This is a genomic window from Mesorhizobium sp. WSM4307 (genome assembly GCF_007003945.1).
Classification (GTDB): domain Bacteria; phylum Pseudomonadota; class Alphaproteobacteria; order Rhizobiales; family Rhizobiaceae; genus Mesorhizobium.
In genome coordinates, this window is sequence record NZ_VFTB01000024.1 from 1 (window position 1) to 15,519 (window position 15,519).

General features: G+C 60.3%; 13 protein-coding genes and 6 pseudogenes. 11 read left to right on the plus strand and 8 right to left on the minus strand.

Annotated features, from left to right (window positions below; genetic code table 11):
• Window positions 1–475 precede the first annotated feature (475 nt).
• The 3 genes and pseudogenes from FJV83_RS35295 to FJV83_RS37400 form a co-directional block, all read right to left on the minus strand.
• The gene (locus tag FJV83_RS35295) at window positions 476–1,534 is read right to left on the minus strand and encodes a class I SAM-dependent methyltransferase (protein WP_024504268.1); all 1,059 of its coding nucleotides are present in this window, start codon (window positions 1,532–1,534) and stop codon (window positions 476–478) included.
• Window positions 1,535–1,591: 57 nt separating this feature from the next.
• Window positions 1,592–1,813: pseudogene (locus tag FJV83_RS35300) on the minus strand (insulinase family protein); the annotation flags it as partial.
• 1,053 nt (window positions 1,814–2,866) lie between these two features.
• Window positions 2,867–3,109 carry a hypothetical protein gene (locus tag FJV83_RS37400; protein ID WP_224571023.1) on the minus strand — a complete coding sequence of 81 codons (243 nt, stop codon included), beginning with the start codon at window positions 3,107–3,109 and terminating at the stop codon, window positions 2,867–2,869.
• A 3-nt stretch (window positions 3,110–3,112) separates the two neighbouring features.
• Between FJV83_RS37400 and FJV83_RS37405 the strand changes: the two genes are divergently transcribed.
• The 3 genes and pseudogenes from FJV83_RS37405 to FJV83_RS37410 form a co-directional block, all read left to right on the plus strand.
• Window positions 3,113–3,412, plus strand: a complete 300-nt coding sequence (locus tag FJV83_RS37405; RefSeq protein ID WP_224571022.1) for a hypothetical protein — start codon at window positions 3,113–3,115, stop codon at window positions 3,410–3,412.
• 62 nt (window positions 3,413–3,474) lie between these two features.
• Window positions 3,475–3,783 carry a helix-turn-helix domain-containing protein gene (locus tag FJV83_RS37815; protein ID WP_236473435.1) on the plus strand — a complete coding sequence of 103 codons (309 nt, stop codon included), beginning with the start codon at window positions 3,475–3,477 and terminating at the stop codon, window positions 3,781–3,783.
• Between the two features lie 1,181 nt (window positions 3,784–4,964).
• Window positions 4,965–5,159: pseudogene (locus FJV83_RS37410) on the plus strand (DUF459 domain-containing protein); the annotation flags it as partial.
• Between the two features lie 69 nt (window positions 5,160–5,228).
• Here FJV83_RS37410 and FJV83_RS35320 read toward each other — a convergent pair.
• From FJV83_RS35320 to FJV83_RS37415, 4 genes and pseudogenes are all read right to left on the minus strand, one after another.
• Entirely contained in the window at window positions 5,229–6,683 is a 1,455-nt protein-coding gene (locus FJV83_RS35320; RefSeq protein ID WP_063169408.1) for a glutamate synthase subunit beta, read from the minus strand.
• Window positions 6,684–6,724: 41 nt separating this feature from the next.
• Window positions 6,725–6,888 (minus strand): annotated as a pseudogene (locus FJV83_RS35325) (thioredoxin domain-containing protein); the annotation flags it as partial.
• Window positions 6,889–7,166: 278 nt separating this feature from the next.
• Window positions 7,167–7,436 (minus strand): annotated as a pseudogene (locus FJV83_RS35330) (pyridoxal-phosphate dependent enzyme); the annotation flags it as partial.
• A gap of 8 nt (window positions 7,437–7,444) precedes the next feature.
• Window positions 7,445–7,649 (minus strand): annotated as a pseudogene (locus tag FJV83_RS37415) (isopenicillin N synthase family oxygenase); the annotation flags it as partial.
• A gap of 801 nt (window positions 7,650–8,450) precedes the next feature.
• Here FJV83_RS37415 and FJV83_RS35340 point away from each other — a divergent pair.
• The 3 genes and pseudogenes from FJV83_RS35340 to FJV83_RS37820 form a co-directional block, all read left to right on the plus strand.
• Window positions 8,451–8,730: pseudogene (locus FJV83_RS35340) on the plus strand (DUF411 domain-containing protein); the annotation flags it as partial.
• A 9-nt stretch (window positions 8,731–8,739) separates the two neighbouring features.
• Window positions 8,740–8,973, plus strand: coding sequence for a hypothetical protein (locus FJV83_RS37420; RefSeq protein WP_127312611.1), 234 nt, complete (start codon window positions 8,740–8,742; stop codon window positions 8,971–8,973).
• A gap of 41 nt (window positions 8,974–9,014) precedes the next feature.
• Window positions 9,015–9,506: a cytochrome c gene (locus FJV83_RS37820; protein WP_244514239.1), complete on the plus strand. Its 492-nt coding sequence runs from the start codon at window positions 9,015–9,017 to the stop codon at window positions 9,504–9,506.
• 238 nt (window positions 9,507–9,744) lie between these two features.
• Here the strand turns inward: FJV83_RS37820 and FJV83_RS35355 are convergent, their stop codons facing one another.
• Entirely contained in the window at window positions 9,745–10,161 is a 417-nt protein-coding gene (locus FJV83_RS35355; RefSeq protein ID WP_063169404.1) for a hypothetical protein, read from the minus strand.
• A gap of 697 nt (window positions 10,162–10,858) precedes the next feature.
• Between FJV83_RS35355 and FJV83_RS35360 the strand changes: the two genes are divergently transcribed.
• The 5 genes from FJV83_RS35360 to nodB all read left to right on the plus strand — a co-directional run bounded on the left by FJV83_RS35360 (window position 10,859) and on the right by nodB (window position 15,510).
• The gene (locus FJV83_RS35360) at window positions 10,859–11,134 is read left to right on the plus strand and encodes a hypothetical protein (protein WP_063169403.1); all 276 of its coding nucleotides are present in this window, start codon (window positions 10,859–10,861) and stop codon (window positions 11,132–11,134) included.
• 785 nt (window positions 11,135–11,919) lie between these two features.
• Window positions 11,920–12,201 (plus strand): acyl carrier protein, encoded by a 282-nt coding sequence (locus FJV83_RS35365; protein WP_029356603.1) that lies wholly within the window; start codon window positions 11,920–11,922, stop codon window positions 12,199–12,201.
• Entirely contained in the window at window positions 12,202–13,410 is a 1,209-nt protein-coding gene (locus FJV83_RS35370) for a beta-ketoacyl-[acyl-carrier-protein] synthase family protein (protein WP_063169402.1), read from the plus strand. It abuts the gene before it with no gap.
• An 853-nt stretch (window positions 13,411–14,263) separates the two neighbouring features.
• Window positions 14,264–14,854, plus strand: a complete 591-nt coding sequence (locus tag FJV83_RS35375) for a NodA family N-acyltransferase (protein WP_063169401.1) — start codon at window positions 14,264–14,266, stop codon at window positions 14,852–14,854.
• Window positions 14,851–15,510 (plus strand): chitooligosaccharide deacetylase NodB, encoded by a 660-nt coding sequence (nodB, locus tag FJV83_RS35380; protein ID WP_063169400.1) that lies wholly within the window; start codon window positions 14,851–14,853, stop codon window positions 15,508–15,510. The genes FJV83_RS35375 and nodB overlap by 4 nt, the downstream gene beginning before the upstream one ends.
• The last annotated feature ends 9 nt before the right edge of the window (window positions 15,511–15,519 follow it).

Sequence of the window (15,519 nt, forward strand, 5' to 3'; positions counted from 1 at the left end):
TTGTCGCTCTTGATTGCCCTGCTTCAAATCCGGCCGAAGCCGGTCGCCGCTTAGGGCTCGGATTGTTCACGGTCGACTAGTGAGCACTCTCCAATATGTTAGGCTCTGTCGCAGTAGCGCAACAAGCTCAGTCTTTGGATGGGTGGTATGAGGATGAGACGACTGAATGTGTACAGGCTCAGTCTTTTTATCGAGGCTCTCGTTTTTGTCGTAAGCGCGTTCGGTGCGACGTGGCTTACCAGCTTTGTGAACGCGCCATGGTGGACATATGTGATTATAGCGGCCATCGCTATGGGCATGTTCGTCGCCGTGCGTGGGGTCCTTTCTGAGCCGCAACGTATGGGACTCTTGGCACACAACTCGGCAGCGACCTCTGCGTGAACCCAGACGCCTTGAAAATGTGCCCGATGCGTCCGGATTTTTGGCGGTGATCTTCATCAAATGCGATGAGCTGCAATTTCTGGCGACGGCCACGCTAAGGGCGGGCCTCCAGCACCATGTTGAACGGTGTCTCCGCGGCGCGACGCAATCGCTTGAAGCCGCCGCCGGTCACAACCTTGCGCAGCCTCGCCTCACCGGCCTGGGCTCCAAGCGCGAGCCCGACTTCCTGCGACACGGATGCGGGCGTGCACACGAAAGTGGAAGCGGCATAGTAAACGCGGCCGACGGGATTGAGGTTCGCCGCCAGATGATCATGCGCGAACGGCTCGACGATCATCCACGTGCCGTCCGGCTTGAGCGATCCGTGGACATGGGTGGCGGCGCCCGTCGGGTCGCCCATGTCGTGAAGGCAATCGAAGAATGTGACGAGGTCATAGGTTCCGGGATAGCTCTTGGCGGCCGCCACGTCGAACCGCGTGTTAACGCCGACGCCGGCTACCTCGGCCGCCTTGCGGGCGCGCTCAATCGAAGGGGCATGATAGTCGAAGCCGACGAAGCGCGAATTGGGGAAGGCCTGTGCCATGAGCACGGTCGATGCACCATGACCGCATCCAACATCCGCGACGTCCACGCCGCGTTCGAGCTTCTCGACGACGCCCTCCAAGGCCGGCAGCCAGGAGTCGATCAGATTGGCATTGTAGCCTGGACGGAAGAACCGTTCCGTACCGCGAAACAGACACGCGCTATGATCGTGCCACCCGACGCCCTTGCCGGACTGGAATGCCTGCCTCACCTTTTCTTCATCGAGCCACAGCGCGGACAGGAACTCGAATGCGCCTGCCATGAAGGCCGGGCTGTCTTCATCAGCGAACACCAGCTCTTGCTCGGCGTTGAGATAGAATTTGTCGCTCGCTTCATCGTAGTCGACGTAACCCGCCGCCGCCTGCCCGGAAAGCCATTCCCTTACGAGGCGTTCCTGGGTGCCGGTGCGTGTCGAAAGTTCGGCGGCCGTCATCTTGCCGCCTTCGCGCAATGCCTTGAACAGGCCGAGTCTGTCCCCCAGCAGGACTCCCGCGCCCGTTGCGATCGCACCGAGATCGCCGACCATTTTCCCCAAGAATGCGTCCAACTTTTCCTGATTCGCTTCAGACATCTGAATCTCCCTTTGGGTTCAATCTCTCCAGGCGACGGAGCCGTGCTCGTCATGAGGCGCCTTGAGCATCAGATGCTCGAAGACATGCAGATATCCCCGGCGGCTCATTCCGCGCTGCCGATCCTGCACCAGACCATATGGGTGACGACCGGCGCGGTGGTCGGGAATGACAGCCACCTCCATGCCGTTGAAAAGCAGGAAATCCGTCACTTTGCCCTCGTCGGTAACCGGCGGAGCCGGAGTGGTCGTCACCAGGGCAAGCCCTGTTGCAGCAGGTATCCTTGGGCAGCCTGTCAGAACATCGATGACTCCGGTTGTGGTGCCGGGGTGGGCGATCAGGGGCCAAGTGATTGTTCCGCGGCGGCTGTATGTTGTGGTAAGGTGATCATGCGAACTCTTGTTGGTCGGTCACGTGTTTTGCGGATGACCCGCATGTACTGTGCCAAATGAGAAAACCATTCAAACGCAATCCAGTAGATCTGACTGTATCCGACATTGTCGGAATTTGGACATCGCCGAACGCGAAGCGCTCGGGGCTTGTGACGATACTTGAGCGTGCTGCTTCGGAGGAGGGATGAGCCTCGAACCGGCCGCGAGGCCTTTTTCTGGCAACGGATATTCCGGCCGGGTTAGGCCGCGAGGAAAGCGACGGTGAATAAGAGGTAGAGGACCAACCGTTTTGAGCGGGTAGTTGCCGTGTTGCGCCCCCAGGCAAAGGCCAGCACCACGGAGCAGTATTTCTGGTGGCGATACTACAACGCCTTTTAGTGCCGGTTACCCGTTTTTACCCAGTTGGCCTGGTGCATTCAGAGCGAGCTCGTTGGAAACCGCTTATTGTGGCTATGAGCGAACTCGGGATGGAGGAGTGGACCCAAAAATTGGCAAAATGCCCCAGGGAGGATTACATGGGTCGCTCATTCCCCGTACTCGTTACAGGTGCGCGTCGCTTCGCAAACAGCTTGCTTTTGACTTGGCGTTTTTTGCCGTCTCGGCATCGCTCACTAATTCGGCCGCTGCCGACACCGTGAACTGGCGTCAATTCGAAGGGACCAGCATAACTTGGGCCTACGACATCCACCCCTATGCGGATGCTCTCGCTGCGCAATTTCCGGAGTTCGAGAAGCTGACCCGGCATCAAGGTCACGCCGGAACTCTACCCAGACGATTCTTACTGGAACAAGATGACGATCCAACTGACGACGAAGTCGCCAGCATGGGATGTGTTCGGCACTGGCATTCAGCCCGCGTAGGACCTCGCTCCGAGTGGCGCCCTGGAGCCGCTGGACAAATACCTGAGCGATTGGAAGCTTACCGATGCTGGATACGACTACATTACGTGGACATGATCAAGAAGTGCGCGGCTCCTTCCTTCGCGTCCGGCCGCAGCGCGATGACGATCGACTCAAATATGTTCGGCTTCTGGAACGATGTTGCGGGGAAGCCGGCATCCGGCAAGATCGCCTTCGCTCCGCCGCTGCACGCACCGAGCGCCACGAGCTTGGAGTCTGACATCTGGATCTGGGCTCTCGCCATGAACGCGGCTTCCGAAAAGAAGGGCACGGCCTGGCTGTTCATCCCGTGGGCCACCTCCAAGCAGGTGGCGCTCAAGGGTGCCCTTGCTGGCCAGCTCGTCAATCCGCCGCGCACGTCGACCTGGCAGACGACACCTGGACTAAGTACGCTTCGCAGCCCGAGTTCAACAACTTCGTTGACAGCTTCAAAAAGATACAGGACCAAGCCGCGCTGGCTTTCACACCGCGTGTCGGCTTCGGCGAAGCCATGAACGCATGGGCCGTGGCGATGCAGAAGATGGTAAACGGCGATGACGTCGAGACGACGTTGAGGGCGCTTGCCGAAGAAATCCGCACTGGCCTCTGATCAAAAGGAACAGGGCAGTACTATTGCACTGCCCTGTTCCCGCCAACGGCGGAGATCACGCCGTGTCACCCCAAGCACTTAAACCCAGCGTGCCGATGGCAGCCGAAGGACCTGGCGCGCGCGCCTCGTCCGGTTCGGCTTCGCTGGAGGGGCGTTCCATCGACTGTTTCAGCCTTGCAATCATCCAGGCGCTGGCCAAAAGCCAGATGGAGCGCCGGCTCAGGAACCGGCGCAAAAACTCGAGCCTGCCGGCGCTGATCGAGCTGGTGCTGGCGCGGCCGCTGGTGTCGGCAGGTCTGGTCGCGGCCGAGCTGAAAATTAGCCAGCGCGCTGCGCTCGGGCTGGTGCCGAACTCGGCATCCGTGAGGTGACCGGCAGGGGGCGCTACCGGGCGTGGGACCCCGTTTAGCTGCGGCGGGCTTTGGCGAAAGCGACAGCACTGATGATTTTTGCTGTACGCTCATTCTCCCTCATCTGCGCGTTGACAGAAAACCAGCAGGCGAGGGTCACAGCACGCTGTGCTCCCCGCGATTTCCGGAAAACCAATGAAAAACGACTTTGATCGATCGCGCGGGACGTATCATTCAACCATGTCGAGAACGGGCGTGACGGCACGTACACTATGGACCGAGAGAACTTTGTCTGGCGACTTTGCGCACGCTTGCAAAACTCTTCGGAAAACTTCCTTCTGTTGATCCAATGATCGTAATGAGCTGGAGTGGCATCGCCGCTCTCCTCGGTTCTTGCTCTCTCAGTTGAACTTGATGCTAGCCTGCACGAAAACGCCGTAGCGCTTTGCCTTCCAATCGTCGGCCTGCGGGGAACCACGACCGCCCATTGCCTCTTCGAAATGAGCGGTGCCGTTATTCGCCACGGCCGCAACACCGCCTCGAGCTGGACGCCATGCCCATCGCCGTCTTCGGGAATTAGCTTGATCTTGGGCGCATGTGGTGCTGCTCTTTGCCGTCGAGCCGCGTGAAGAGGAACGCCACGTCACCAGAAAGGCTGAGTCGCTCGGTGAGTTGCGTCTGCCCGGCCAAGCCGAGTCGCAGCGAATGCCAATCGTTGTCCTGGCTGAGAGGTTGACGTAGGTGGGACGGTTGGCACACAGGTTCCCCAGTTGGTCGCCTGCTGCGTGCAACCGAAAGCATCGTAGCTCTCGTGCCAGAAATTGTTGCCAACAAAAGCACCGATGCGGTAGCGCGGTGAGTTCAAGAAATTATATCCAAGATCGGCGGTGAAATAGCTGACGCCGCCCCCGCGCTGATCACTGAATGTGTTTGAGTAGCCCCCCATTTCCGTAAGAAGTCCTCGTCATGAGAAAATCCTCCCTGATGCCGCCCGCACCGAGGAGGCCTTTACGAAAATGCCAGTCGGATTGTGGACTCGAATGCGCGTCTAGATCGTCATAGGTGAGCCGCGAGACCAGTGACGTACCTTTATGATTGTAAAGTTCCTTCGATGCGTTGCCGGTACTGGCCAGTAACGTAGTCCACCCTCGAAGGAAAAGACTGAGGCCGCCGACCCGGCTACCGACGCCGACTCGCAATCACCGGCACTCGACGGCGGTTCGGAACTTCTCGGTGCCGCAGCGCCGGCCAAGCCGGACGGGCCCGGTGAAAAATTCGTCGTCGAGGGCAAGGCGCCCGCTGCTGCGCCCGGCCGCGCCGACGATTTTTCTTGGCCGCCAAGGCGGCAGCCTGCGGCCGGGGCCACAACCGAAACGACCACGGCGATCAGTCCGTAAGCTGCCCGGGGCAGCGGAAGGGCGGAAAGCGCCTTCAGGTGGCCGCACAAGTAGGGTCTCGAGACGGACTCAGCGCGGCAGCACGCTCGATCCCATCAGCGCCTCATCGATGGCGCGCGCCGCCTGGCGGCCCTCGCGGATCGCCCAGACGACCAGCGACTGGCCGCGCCGCACGTCGCCCGCCGCATAGAGCTTTTCGACGCTGGTCCTGTAGTCCCGGTCATTGGCCTCGACATTCTTCGAGCGGCGGCTGTCAATGGCGATCTTCATCTGGCCGGCCAGTTCCGACACCGGCCCGCGAGCGGCTGGCCCGGCAAAGCCGATGGCGATGAACGCGAGATCGGCGCGGATGACGAATTCGGTGCCGGCGATCGGCTTGCGCTTTTCGTCGACTTCGCAGCATTTGACCCCGGTCAGCTGGCCGTTTTCGCCGATGAATTCAAGCGTCGCCACCTGGAATTCGCGCTCGGCGCCTTCGGCCTGCGAGGATGACGTGCGCATCTTGGTCGCCCAGTATGGCCAGACCGACAGCTTGTCTTCCTTTTCCGGCGGCTGCGGCCGGATGTCGAGCTGGGTGACGCGCACCGCGCCCTGGCGGAAGGCGGTGCCGACGCAGTCGGAGGCAGTGTCGCCGCCGCCGACGACGACGACATGCTGGCCGCCGGCGAGGATCGGATGCGACGGCCACGCCACCGACTGGATCGGTTCGCCGCCGACACGCCTGTTCTGCTGCACCAGATAGGGCATCGCGTCATGCACGCCGCCGAGATCGTCGCCGGGAATGCCGGCCGCGCGCGGCGTTTCGGAACCGCCGCAATAAAGCACGGCGTCATGTTCGGCGAGCAGCTCGGCAACCGGCTTGTCGACGCCGACATTGACGCCGCAATGGAAGGTGACGCCCTCGCCCTGCATCTGCTCGATGCGCCGGTCGATATAGTGCTTCTCGATCTTGAAGTCGGGAATGCCGTAACGCATCAACCCGCCGGGCCGGCTCTCGCGCTCATAGACATGGACGTCGTGGCCGGCGCGGCCGAGCTGCTGGGCAGCCGACATGCCGGCCGGGCCGGAGCCGATGACGGCGACGCGCTTGCCGGTCTTCTTCTCCGGCGGATAGGGCCTGATATGGCCGGTCTCGTAAGCCTTGTCGGCGATCGCCTGCTCGACCGTCTTGATGGCGACGGGGATGTCCTCGAGGTTCAGCGTGCAGGCTTCCTCGCAAGGTGCGGGGCAGATGCGGCCGGTGAACTCCGGGAAATTGTTGGTCGAATGCAGGTTGCGGATCGCATTGTCCCAGTCGCCATTGTAGACGAGGTCGTTCCAGTCCGGGATCTGGTTGTGGATCGGGCAGCCCGTCGGCCCATGGCAGAACGGAATGCCGCAATCCATGCAGCGCGCGGCCTGTTTCTCGACCTCTTTGTCGGACATCGGCAGCGTGAATTCGCGGAAATGCCGGATGCGGTCGGAGGCCGGCTGGTACTTGTGCACCTGCCGGTCGATTTCGAGAAAGCCTGTTACCTTGCCCATAGTCCAGTTCCTGCTGTCCAGATGGTGCGCCTGGCGACGCCCTGCAGCTGGATCAGATGGGGCATCCCGTCCACACATGGGCCGCACCAAGTTGCCCAAAATTCGACTATGTACACTTGCCGGGCTCAAAGCTCGTGAGGGGCTCGCCATGCAGCCAGTTCTCGACTCTAATCGAAGGAGCCGGGGACTCCATCTGCAATACCACGTTGCGGTCCAAAGCTATTTCCAAAGGTTTCTGCACGAGCTGGTTTCCTCTCAGAGACGGCACACGGGTTCAGGGAGGAGCGCATCGCTCGTCTTGCCCCATTGAGTGCAGTCACAGTCACTCAGTCTCAAAAGCCATGCCAACGCGCTCAGCGCGCAGTTAGCGCCCATTGCTTCGAAAAACCTCGTCAGTGCCCAGATGTTGGTTGTAATGAACCTGACATTTGTCTGACGCTGTCAGCTTTTGGACACGCGATCACGCGCTTCGTGCCGCCAGATGGCCAGGCCGAGCCCTGTGTTGCCAGCGGTCGCTTCGATGATTGTACCGCCCCGCGCGTGCCACGCTGTTCGGCATTAACGATCATCGACAACGCAATGCGATCCTTGATCGATCCGCCGGGATTCTGGCTTTCGATCTTGACGAAGCGACGACACCTGCCGGTATCGAATCTCTTCAGTTCGACGACCGGCGTCTCCCCAATCAGATCGAGCACTGACAAATGGCGGACGCAGGCGAGAGGACGCCTTTGTCGACGGTCGGCGGAACATCTCGAGGCTCATGCGGCTGCGGTCTCCAGAATGTCGGCATAGTGCCGTTGCGCAATATCGGGATGCGAGCGCAGTCGGCTCTTCAGCAGTTGCGGAACAGGGGATTGTCGGGGTCGCTGGCGGGGCACCCGCTTCGGCAGCCAGTTCAGGCGGCAGGTCAAGAAACCGTATGTCGGCATCAAGCCGCGCGCCGAAGAAGAAGGGAATAGAAACAGTGCCCTTCGAAAGACCCAGGGCGACGGAAATCATTGCATCGGGCGAGTTCATGCGCCTGAAGCAGCGCTGGCTGCAACTGCTTCATAGCGACAGGCGGGCGGAGACTCTAGCGGGGCTTTCGCCGCTTGGTTGATTGAGGCTCTCGACGAAGCCACTAAGATTCGGCGGCCGATAATAGCTTGCTGCTCATTGGGACGCCGACCAACGCCGGGATTGAGAAAGGCAACCCTGCCCCACAAGGCGGGTGTCACACGTGCGGTGCGTCCGCTCGTCGCGCCGGATGGTCTTTGAGACCTGGGTTCACGGCTATTCAGATGCACCCCTGTCGGCTTTTCGGTGCAGGCCGCCAGGCGGCGTGTTGCAGCAGCGGTAATTAGTTTGAGAGCGTGCGAGCACGGGCTGCATAGTGAGATCATTTGCCGGCGTGGGGACCAAGGTGTGGCGCAGCCTTAGAGAACTCAACACCGAGACCGGAGCAACGGAGACGGCTCTTTCGTCGAGACAGTTTAATTGGAAGGCCGAGAAGCACCGGCTGGGTAGCGTCACGCCGCATCATTCTTTGCGGAGCTGGAGCGCGCGGGATCGCTGGAGCGGCTGGTGAAAGCGGTTGCCGGGGCGCACGCCAACAACAACACGTGAGCTGGCGCCTCGTGTGGCAAAAGGAGGGGGCGAGAGCCCATGGCCTGCAATGAAGCGATCAAGCATTGCGATCGTGGAACCAAGCTGCCTAGTCGACCATCCGGACCGCGGCCTTCAAGCCAGCTCGCCTTGGAATCGGCCTTCCAGGAATCACCGTCAAGGCCGACTCACGACCTTTTCGCCATGAGCCGCGAAGAGGGCATTCCGCCGGAAGCCGATGGCTGCCTTCTCTCGTTCATCGACGGCTATGTGGTGAGCGGCCATGTGCCGGTCGGCACGGTCAACAAGCTCTTGACCGAGCGGCCCGACATCAAAGGGCATGACGCTGCCCGGCATGCCGATGGGCTCCCCCGGCATGAGTGGCACGAAGGAAGCGCCCTTCGAGATTCTCGAAATCCGAAAGTCTGACGCGACCGGCGGCATCTACGCCACGGAATAGGAGGCTTCGATGATGGAATGCATGAGCGGCATGATGATGTTCGGCACGGGCCTGGTGTGGCTGCTTGTCGTCGTCGTGCTCGTCCTCGGGACGGCCGCGCTGATCAAATACCTGTTCTCCAGCGGCGGCAAAGGAGAAGGGCGTCGGTCCTCTTATCGATGCGTGGCCGCGGCAGGCCTCGGATTGGTCTGGACATTGCCTTGGCTCGCCAACCGGATGGCCGCGCCCCGGCCGCGGCGATAGCGCTAGGCAAGACGGTTTTAGCCAGGCGAAGGTCAGCGCGATTGGAAAGCCCGCTGCCTTCGGGACGCATGCCGGCGCCGGGACCGGCCGCGGTCGTCGGCGGCGGCTACCAGAGCGACATGCCGGGCTTCGGGAATGTCCTCACCGACGAGGAGATCCGGGCCGTTCTGGCCTTCATCAAAAGCACATGGCCCGAGCGGGAACGCGCCTATCAGGCAGATGAGCCGCCGGGAGCGGGAGCAGACACAGTGAGACCAATCCTAGCCGCGGAGCCCTCGAACGCCCCCAACCGGAATGCATTGTCCATGAAAGCGAAACCGTCGCTTGCGATTCAATTTCTGGCGCTGATCCTCGGGACCTCCGCGCTGGCCCACCATCCGGGCGCCGATCTCGACAAGATGAGGGACAGCGCGGAGAGGTTCTTCCAGGCGATCGACGAGCAGGCCGCGCCGCCTTTCGAACTGGCCGACGCGGACGGAAGGGCCGTCCGCCTTCCGATCTCTCCGACAAGATCGTGGTGCTCTACTTCATGACGAGGTAACCTTGGAAGAAGAAGGCGACGGCCACTGGCGGCAGGATGGCAAGCACGCTGGCCGCAAAAAGCGGCCCATACTCATAGAAGCGGGCCGGTTCTGTCGCAAATCGTGCTTTTGGCCACAACTGGACGCTTTCGCGCGCTTATGGACCAGCTCACATGACAGGGCTCGACGTGCCCCGGGGTGGCGCCCTACTTCCACGCTCGCACTGTCACACTCCCGCCGAAAGGCGGGTTTAGTGAGTTATGGCAGTGACTGTGCCACCAGTCCAAACGTCGAGTTTCGCGGCAACTTCGACGCTTTCCTTAGCTGACTTGCCCAAAACCAGCGCGGCCAAAGCATACTGCTTGCCGCTCCCGATGGCATAATATTCACCTTTCACGGGATCACTTGGCAGCCAATTGCCGTCCAACAATACGGCTTCCCCATTTTTGCGCACTATCAGCGCCTCAAATTCAAAATTGTCGTCGTTGCGCGGCACAGGAATATCAGAAACATCCATGCCCTTCTCAACCCAGTCTCGAACGGCCTTTGGAATACCCAAGGACGAAGAGGAAACGCCGATGAGTGTGCCGTCGCATAAGCGAAACACCTTCGTTTTCTCACCGACGGATACTGAGTCAAAACCCAAGGCTCGGCCGTCGCCAGCCATGGTTCCGTTCCTGTAAGCTATTGTTGTCATTGGCACCCTTCTATCGCTGCATCAAACTTCAGGACCTTGCGCATGTCCCCTGTGTCAAGGTCACTGACCGACGGCCTATTTGCCTGATACACGATACAGGCTGCGCTCCTTGAGTTCGCGCACGGGTGGCCGTCATCTTGCCGCCTTCGCGCAATGCCTTGAACAGGCCGAGTCTGTCCCCCAGCGGGAATGACAACCACCTCCATGTCGTTGAAACGCAGGAAATCCGTCACTTTGCCTCGTCGGTAACGGGCGGAGCCGGAGCGGTCGTCACCGGGCAAGCGCGGTCGCAGTAGGTATCCTGGGCAGCCCGTCAGACATGGATGGCTTCGGTTGTGTCATGCGACTTCTTGTTGGTCGGTCACGTGTTTCCGGATAACCAGCATGCGCTGTGCCAAATGAGAAAACCATTTAAAGTCAATCCAGCAGATCTGACTGTATTCCGACATTGTCGGAAATTGGACATCGCCGAACGCGGGCGCTCGGGGCTTGTGATGATACTTGGGCGTGCTGCTTCGGAGGAGGGATGCGCCTCGTACCGGCCGCGAAGCCTTCCTGCATTTAAGGCGCCAGATCAATTGAACGCGATGCCGGGCAGCGTCGCAGCGGCTAAGCCAGCCACTCGCATTGCTCCCTGACAGGATGGTGCCGATCCTGCTGAGATCGCATGCTGGCGCGACGTTGCTTTGCGGCCACCGTCGCGCCTGCCCGTGAACTGTTCGCGCCTGTGCTCATGCTCGCCTTGACACCCTCGATGGGTCCATCCGGGATGGTCAACCATCCGGAACATAGCGGGCAGGCGGGCATCTTCACCAGCAGTCTCTGTGTCGCTCTCGTGGCGGCAAACAAGATCGAGGCTGGCGGGGTGATGATCAACGGTCCTCGAACCATCGATTTTGATCGCGGTGGCCGTTCAGTGCGTTCAAGCACGAGGCGCCGTTAGACGGCACCGCAGCATCATAGCGAAGTGCCATGCAGGACGACTCCCTGCAGCATCGTCTCGCGCAGCCAAACACTTGCCGGATCACTGTTGTGAACGGCCGGGCGTTTGACGGCCTGTGACGCGAAAAGGCAACGGAAGATCTAGCATTTATGGGGGAAATGTTTTTTCGGAGTGCTTGACCCGCAGGAAGGGCAGGGCATGACTGCCTATCGCCCGACCCGGCAAGGCCGCACTCATGACCGGCTGGGCTCGGTTAATCCTGCATGCCGCGCCCATGAGGTTACTTGTCCGGAGTGCGTCGAGCACAACGAGGAGATGTAGTTCACGATCTTTGAAAAGCGTGGTCAACCATCCAAAGTGTGGATGCCTTTCATCGAAACAAACGATTTCATCAATGTTCTGGAATCCTGCATGGGCAGAAGCACCTGATGGACACCGATGCCCCCACTGCCTCATGGCGTGGCGAGCGTCTTAAGAAACCGCCCGAAAGGAGATTTTTCATGCGCTCTACCGGGCAGTGGAGTGCTGGGAAAGGGAGTTGCAACTGACCGGCCATGTCAAACTGTCCGACTTCTTCCGAGCCTATGGACAGACCGGGAGACGCGCACGTGTAGCGGCTCACATCGTCATACTGCACCTACGCCACACACCGGCCGGACCTGATCCGGCTTTATGAGCATTGGGTTTTGTCAGTTGCCCAAGCGTGATGGCTTTCGCGACGCGGCGCGCCTCAGGAACTGAGCCGCGTCCAGGTCGAAACGCGGGAAAGAAAGACAGGAAACAGAATGGCCGATCAATTCGCAACGGACGTCATTGCCCTGATCAAGAAACGCGCCGAGTCGGAGAGCGGTGAGGGAATGCCTGCGTCATTCGTCGGCGAGATAACAATCGCCACGGAACTGGACGCGCTCGGGTTCGATTCGCTGGGTTTGGCGGACGTCCTCTGGGATGTGGAGCAGGCCTACGGCATCAAGATCGACATGAACACGGCCGATGCCTGGTCCAATCTCAAGAATGTCGGCGACGTCGTGGAAGCCGTCCGCGGCTTGCTTGCGAAGGAGGCTTGAATGGACAGGCGCGTCGTTATCACCGGAGTGGGCGGCCTGTGCGGACTGGGCACCGAGGCCGCCTCTATGTGGAAAGAGATGCGCGAAGGCCGCTCCGCCATCGGCCCGATCGCCAATTCCGAGCTTCATGACCTGGAGGGCATGACCGGCGCTGAGATCAAGGCGCTGCCCCAGCACGACATCAACCGGGGGCATCTCATCTCCATGGACCGCTTCAGCTTGCTCGCCGTGCTTGCAGCGCGCGAAGCCATGCGGCAGGCCGGACTTTCCTGCGACGAGGGGAATGCCCATCGCTTCGGCGCGACAGTGGGCGTCGGATTTACCGGTTCGTACGCAACAGAACAAACTTACCGCTCACTGCTTTTGGGTAGCGCAATCCGTGCTGAACTCTTCACTGGAGTAAAGGTGATGCCCAGCGCCGCTTCCGTCCATCTTAGCTTGAGCCTCGGCTTGCGCGGGCCGGTCTTCGGGGTGACCTCCGCATGTGCCTCGGCCAACCATGCGATCGCCTCGGCGGTGGACCAGATCAAGCTGGGCCGGGCCGACGTAATGGTTTCCGGGGGCAGCGACGCACCCTTCGCATGGGGCGTGCTGAAAGCATGGGAAGCAATGCGCGTGCTTTCACCCGATACCTGCCGGCCCTTCTCCGCCGATAGGAAGGGCCTGGTGCTGGGCGAGGGTGCGGGCATGGCCGTGCTGGAAAGCTACGAGCATGCCACGAGGCGTGGTGCCACAATTCTTGCCGAGATCGCCGGCGTCGGCCTTTCCGCCGATGCCTTCCACATTGCCGCGCCATCTGTCGAGGGGCCAGCGTCGGCGATGCGCGCCTGCCTTGCCGATGCCGGGCTGAATGCCGAGGACGTCGACTACCTCAACGCGCACGGCACCGGTACCAAGAGCAATGATCAGACTGAAACGGCGGCGATCAAGCGTGTGTTTGGAAACCACGCTTATTCGATGTCCATCTCTTCCACCAAGTCCACGCACGCGCATTGCCTCGGCGCAGCGAGCGCGCTTGAAATGATCGCCTGCGTGATGGCAATCCAAGAGGACGTCGTGCCGCCGACCGCCAACTATCGCGAGCCAGATCCCGCTTGCGACCTCGACATCACACCCAATGTGCCGCGGGAGCGCAAGGTGCGCGTCGCCATGAGCAACGCCTTCGCCATGGGCGGTACGAACGCAGTTCTGGCATTCAGGCAGGTGTAGAAGCCATGCAAGACGCCTCATTTGAGGTCACCTGTCGTATCTAGCTGCTTGCCGGACCACTATGTAAAGCGAGCGCTATTGGCTGCCTCTGCGATGCGGGAATTGGCAGCGGACGTCTCTCGATCAAACAGGCATCTTGCTTGTAGAATTCTTTTAATCGTGAAGCGGCGCGAGTGCGCTATCCGTTGAGGTGAGCAAGGCCGGCGCCCTGGGTGAGCGCTGGTGTCGGGTGGTGGAAAGTACAGGGGGAGCTGTGTGGCCCCTCTTTCTCGGCCTCGACGATGTGCGAAGGAGCCTGCGCGGCGAACGGGCCAACGCCCCAGGCTCAGAACCTGGGCGAACCTAACTCCCGCCAAAGGACAGCCCAGAGCTGGATACACGAAAGAGATACTGAACCCGCGAATCAGATTCTGATCAATCGTCGTGTCTGAGCTCCACTCGGCTCTTACGGAGATAATCGCGCGGCCCGGCAACGGCCGCGCGTGCCGCGGGCGTGAGCTTTGCGCTTCGTCAGAAGTGCCTCGAGCGTGACGACGATAATTGACCAGCCATATGGAACGCATTCGCCCAGTTATCCAAAGCGTGGATACCTTTCATCTAAACAAAGGATTTTACCGTTTTTGCTGCAGGTCCCATAGAAGCGCTTCAAGTTGGAAAGATAGGTAGTTCCGATGGTTGCGTTGGATCTGAGGAGCATCATCTGGTGTGCGGGGCGTACAAAGTCAGTCGCATCTGCATTGCGGCTTGGTCTTTCGGCGGTCCCCACAAGTTACGCCCCGTTGGCGCGACGCCAATTATTTAATCAATGCTTGGACATTTATCTCAACCAGACAGCTACAAGGTGAGGTCTTCCATGCGTCCGAATGTCGAGTGGAAGTTGTGCTGGGAAAATGAGCTGCAACTGGCCGACCATGTCGAACTCTCCGACTTTTTTCGAAAGACCTATGGACGGACTGGCGCCTTCAACGCGGAGCCATTCGAAGGCGGCCGCAGTTGGGCCGGCGCGAGGCCGGAATTCCGCGCAATCGGCTACGACGCGCATGGGGTAGCGGCTCACATCGGCATGCTGCGGCGCTTCATCAAAGTTGGCGAGGTCGACTTGATCGTCGCTGAATTGGGCCTGTACGCGGTTCGTCCGGATCTTGAAGGGCTCGGAATCGGTTTTTCGATGCGCGTGGCGTACCCAGTGCTCCATCAGTTGGGTGTTCCATTCGCTTTCGGCACGGTTCGGCACGCGCTGCGAAACCATGTCGAAAGATTCTGCAGAGCCGGCCTCGCGAACATTGTGTCGGGCGTTCGCGTACGGTCGACCCGTCCAGATGTGCATCCCGACCTGCCGCCCACGCGCCTGGAAGACGTACTCGTGTTGGTTTCGCCGATCGGACGCTCGATGGACGAGTGGCCGTCTGGTACCCTGATCGACCGGAACGGTCCGGAACTATGAAGCCTCTGGACTACATATGCGAAGGGCAGAGTGACAATGCCGATCGCATTGCAGAGCGCAGCGTCTATCTGACGTTTGACGACGGTCCCAATTCATTTTTCACACCGCAGATACTCAATGTGCTGGCGCAACATCAGGTGCCGGCGACCTTCTTCGTTGTTGGGGCCTACGCGGCCGACGAGCCGGAACTCGTTCGCCGAATTATTACAGACGGCCACGGTATAGCCAACCACACGATGACTCATCCGGACCTAGCTAAATGCGGGTCCGTCGAAGTCGACTGCCAGATAGTTGAGGCAAACAGAGTCATAGGGATGGCTTGCCCGCAGGCCATGGTTCGGTACTTTCGTGCACCCTATGGCATCTGGACCGAAGAAGTAATCGCTGCATTAGCGGGTGAGGCATTGGCGCCCGTCCATTGGTCCATTGATCCACGCGACTGGTCTCGCCCCGGCGTTGACGCCATCGTCGACAGAGTGCTCGCCGATATCCGGCCGGGCGCAATCGTGCTGTTGCACGACGGGTGCGCTCCCGACGAATTGCAACCAGGCAATCAAGCCAGTCTGCGCGACCAGACGGTGACAGCGTTGTCACGCCTAATTCCAGAATTGCACGGCCGCGGATTTGTAATCCGATCACTTCCTCAACATCCCTGAACAAACAGA

What these genes read in the sequence shown, in the direction of transcription:
- FJV83_RS35295 (WP_024504268.1), bottom strand. Translation starts at nt 1,534, where the DNA reads ATGTCTGAAGCGAATCAGGAAAAGTTGGACGCATTCTTGGGGAAAATG.
- FJV83_RS37400 (WP_224571023.1), bottom strand. Translation starts at nt 3,109, where the DNA reads ATGAACAGCCAGGCCGTGCCCTTCTTTTCGGAAGCCGCGTTCATGGCG.
- FJV83_RS35320 (WP_063169408.1), bottom strand. Translation starts at nt 6,683, where the DNA reads ATGGGCAAGGTAACAGGCTTTCTCGAAATCGACCGGCAGGTGCACAAG.
- FJV83_RS37420 (WP_127312611.1), top strand. Translation starts at nt 8,740, where the DNA reads ATGATGGAATGCATGAGCGGCATGATGATGTTCGGCACGGGCCTGGTG.
- FJV83_RS35355 (WP_063169404.1), bottom strand. Translation starts at nt 10,161, where the DNA reads ATGGCTGGCGACGGCCGAGCCTTGGGTTTTGACTCAGTATCCGTCGGT.
- FJV83_RS35360 (WP_063169403.1), top strand. Translation starts at nt 10,859, where the DNA reads ATGCTGGCGCGACGTTGCTTTGCGGCCACCGTCGCGCCTGCCCGTGAA.
- FJV83_RS35365 (WP_029356603.1), top strand. Translation starts at nt 11,920, where the DNA reads ATGGCCGATCAATTCGCAACGGACGTCATTGCCCTGATCAAGAAACGC.
- FJV83_RS35370 (WP_063169402.1), top strand. Translation starts at nt 12,202, where the DNA reads ATGGACAGGCGCGTCGTTATCACCGGAGTGGGCGGCCTGTGCGGACTG.
- FJV83_RS35375 (WP_063169401.1), top strand. Translation starts at nt 14,264, where the DNA reads ATGCGTCCGAATGTCGAGTGGAAGTTGTGCTGGGAAAATGAGCTGCAA.
- nodB (WP_063169400.1), top strand. Translation starts at nt 14,851, where the DNA reads ATGAAGCCTCTGGACTACATATGCGAAGGGCAGAGTGACAATGCCGAT.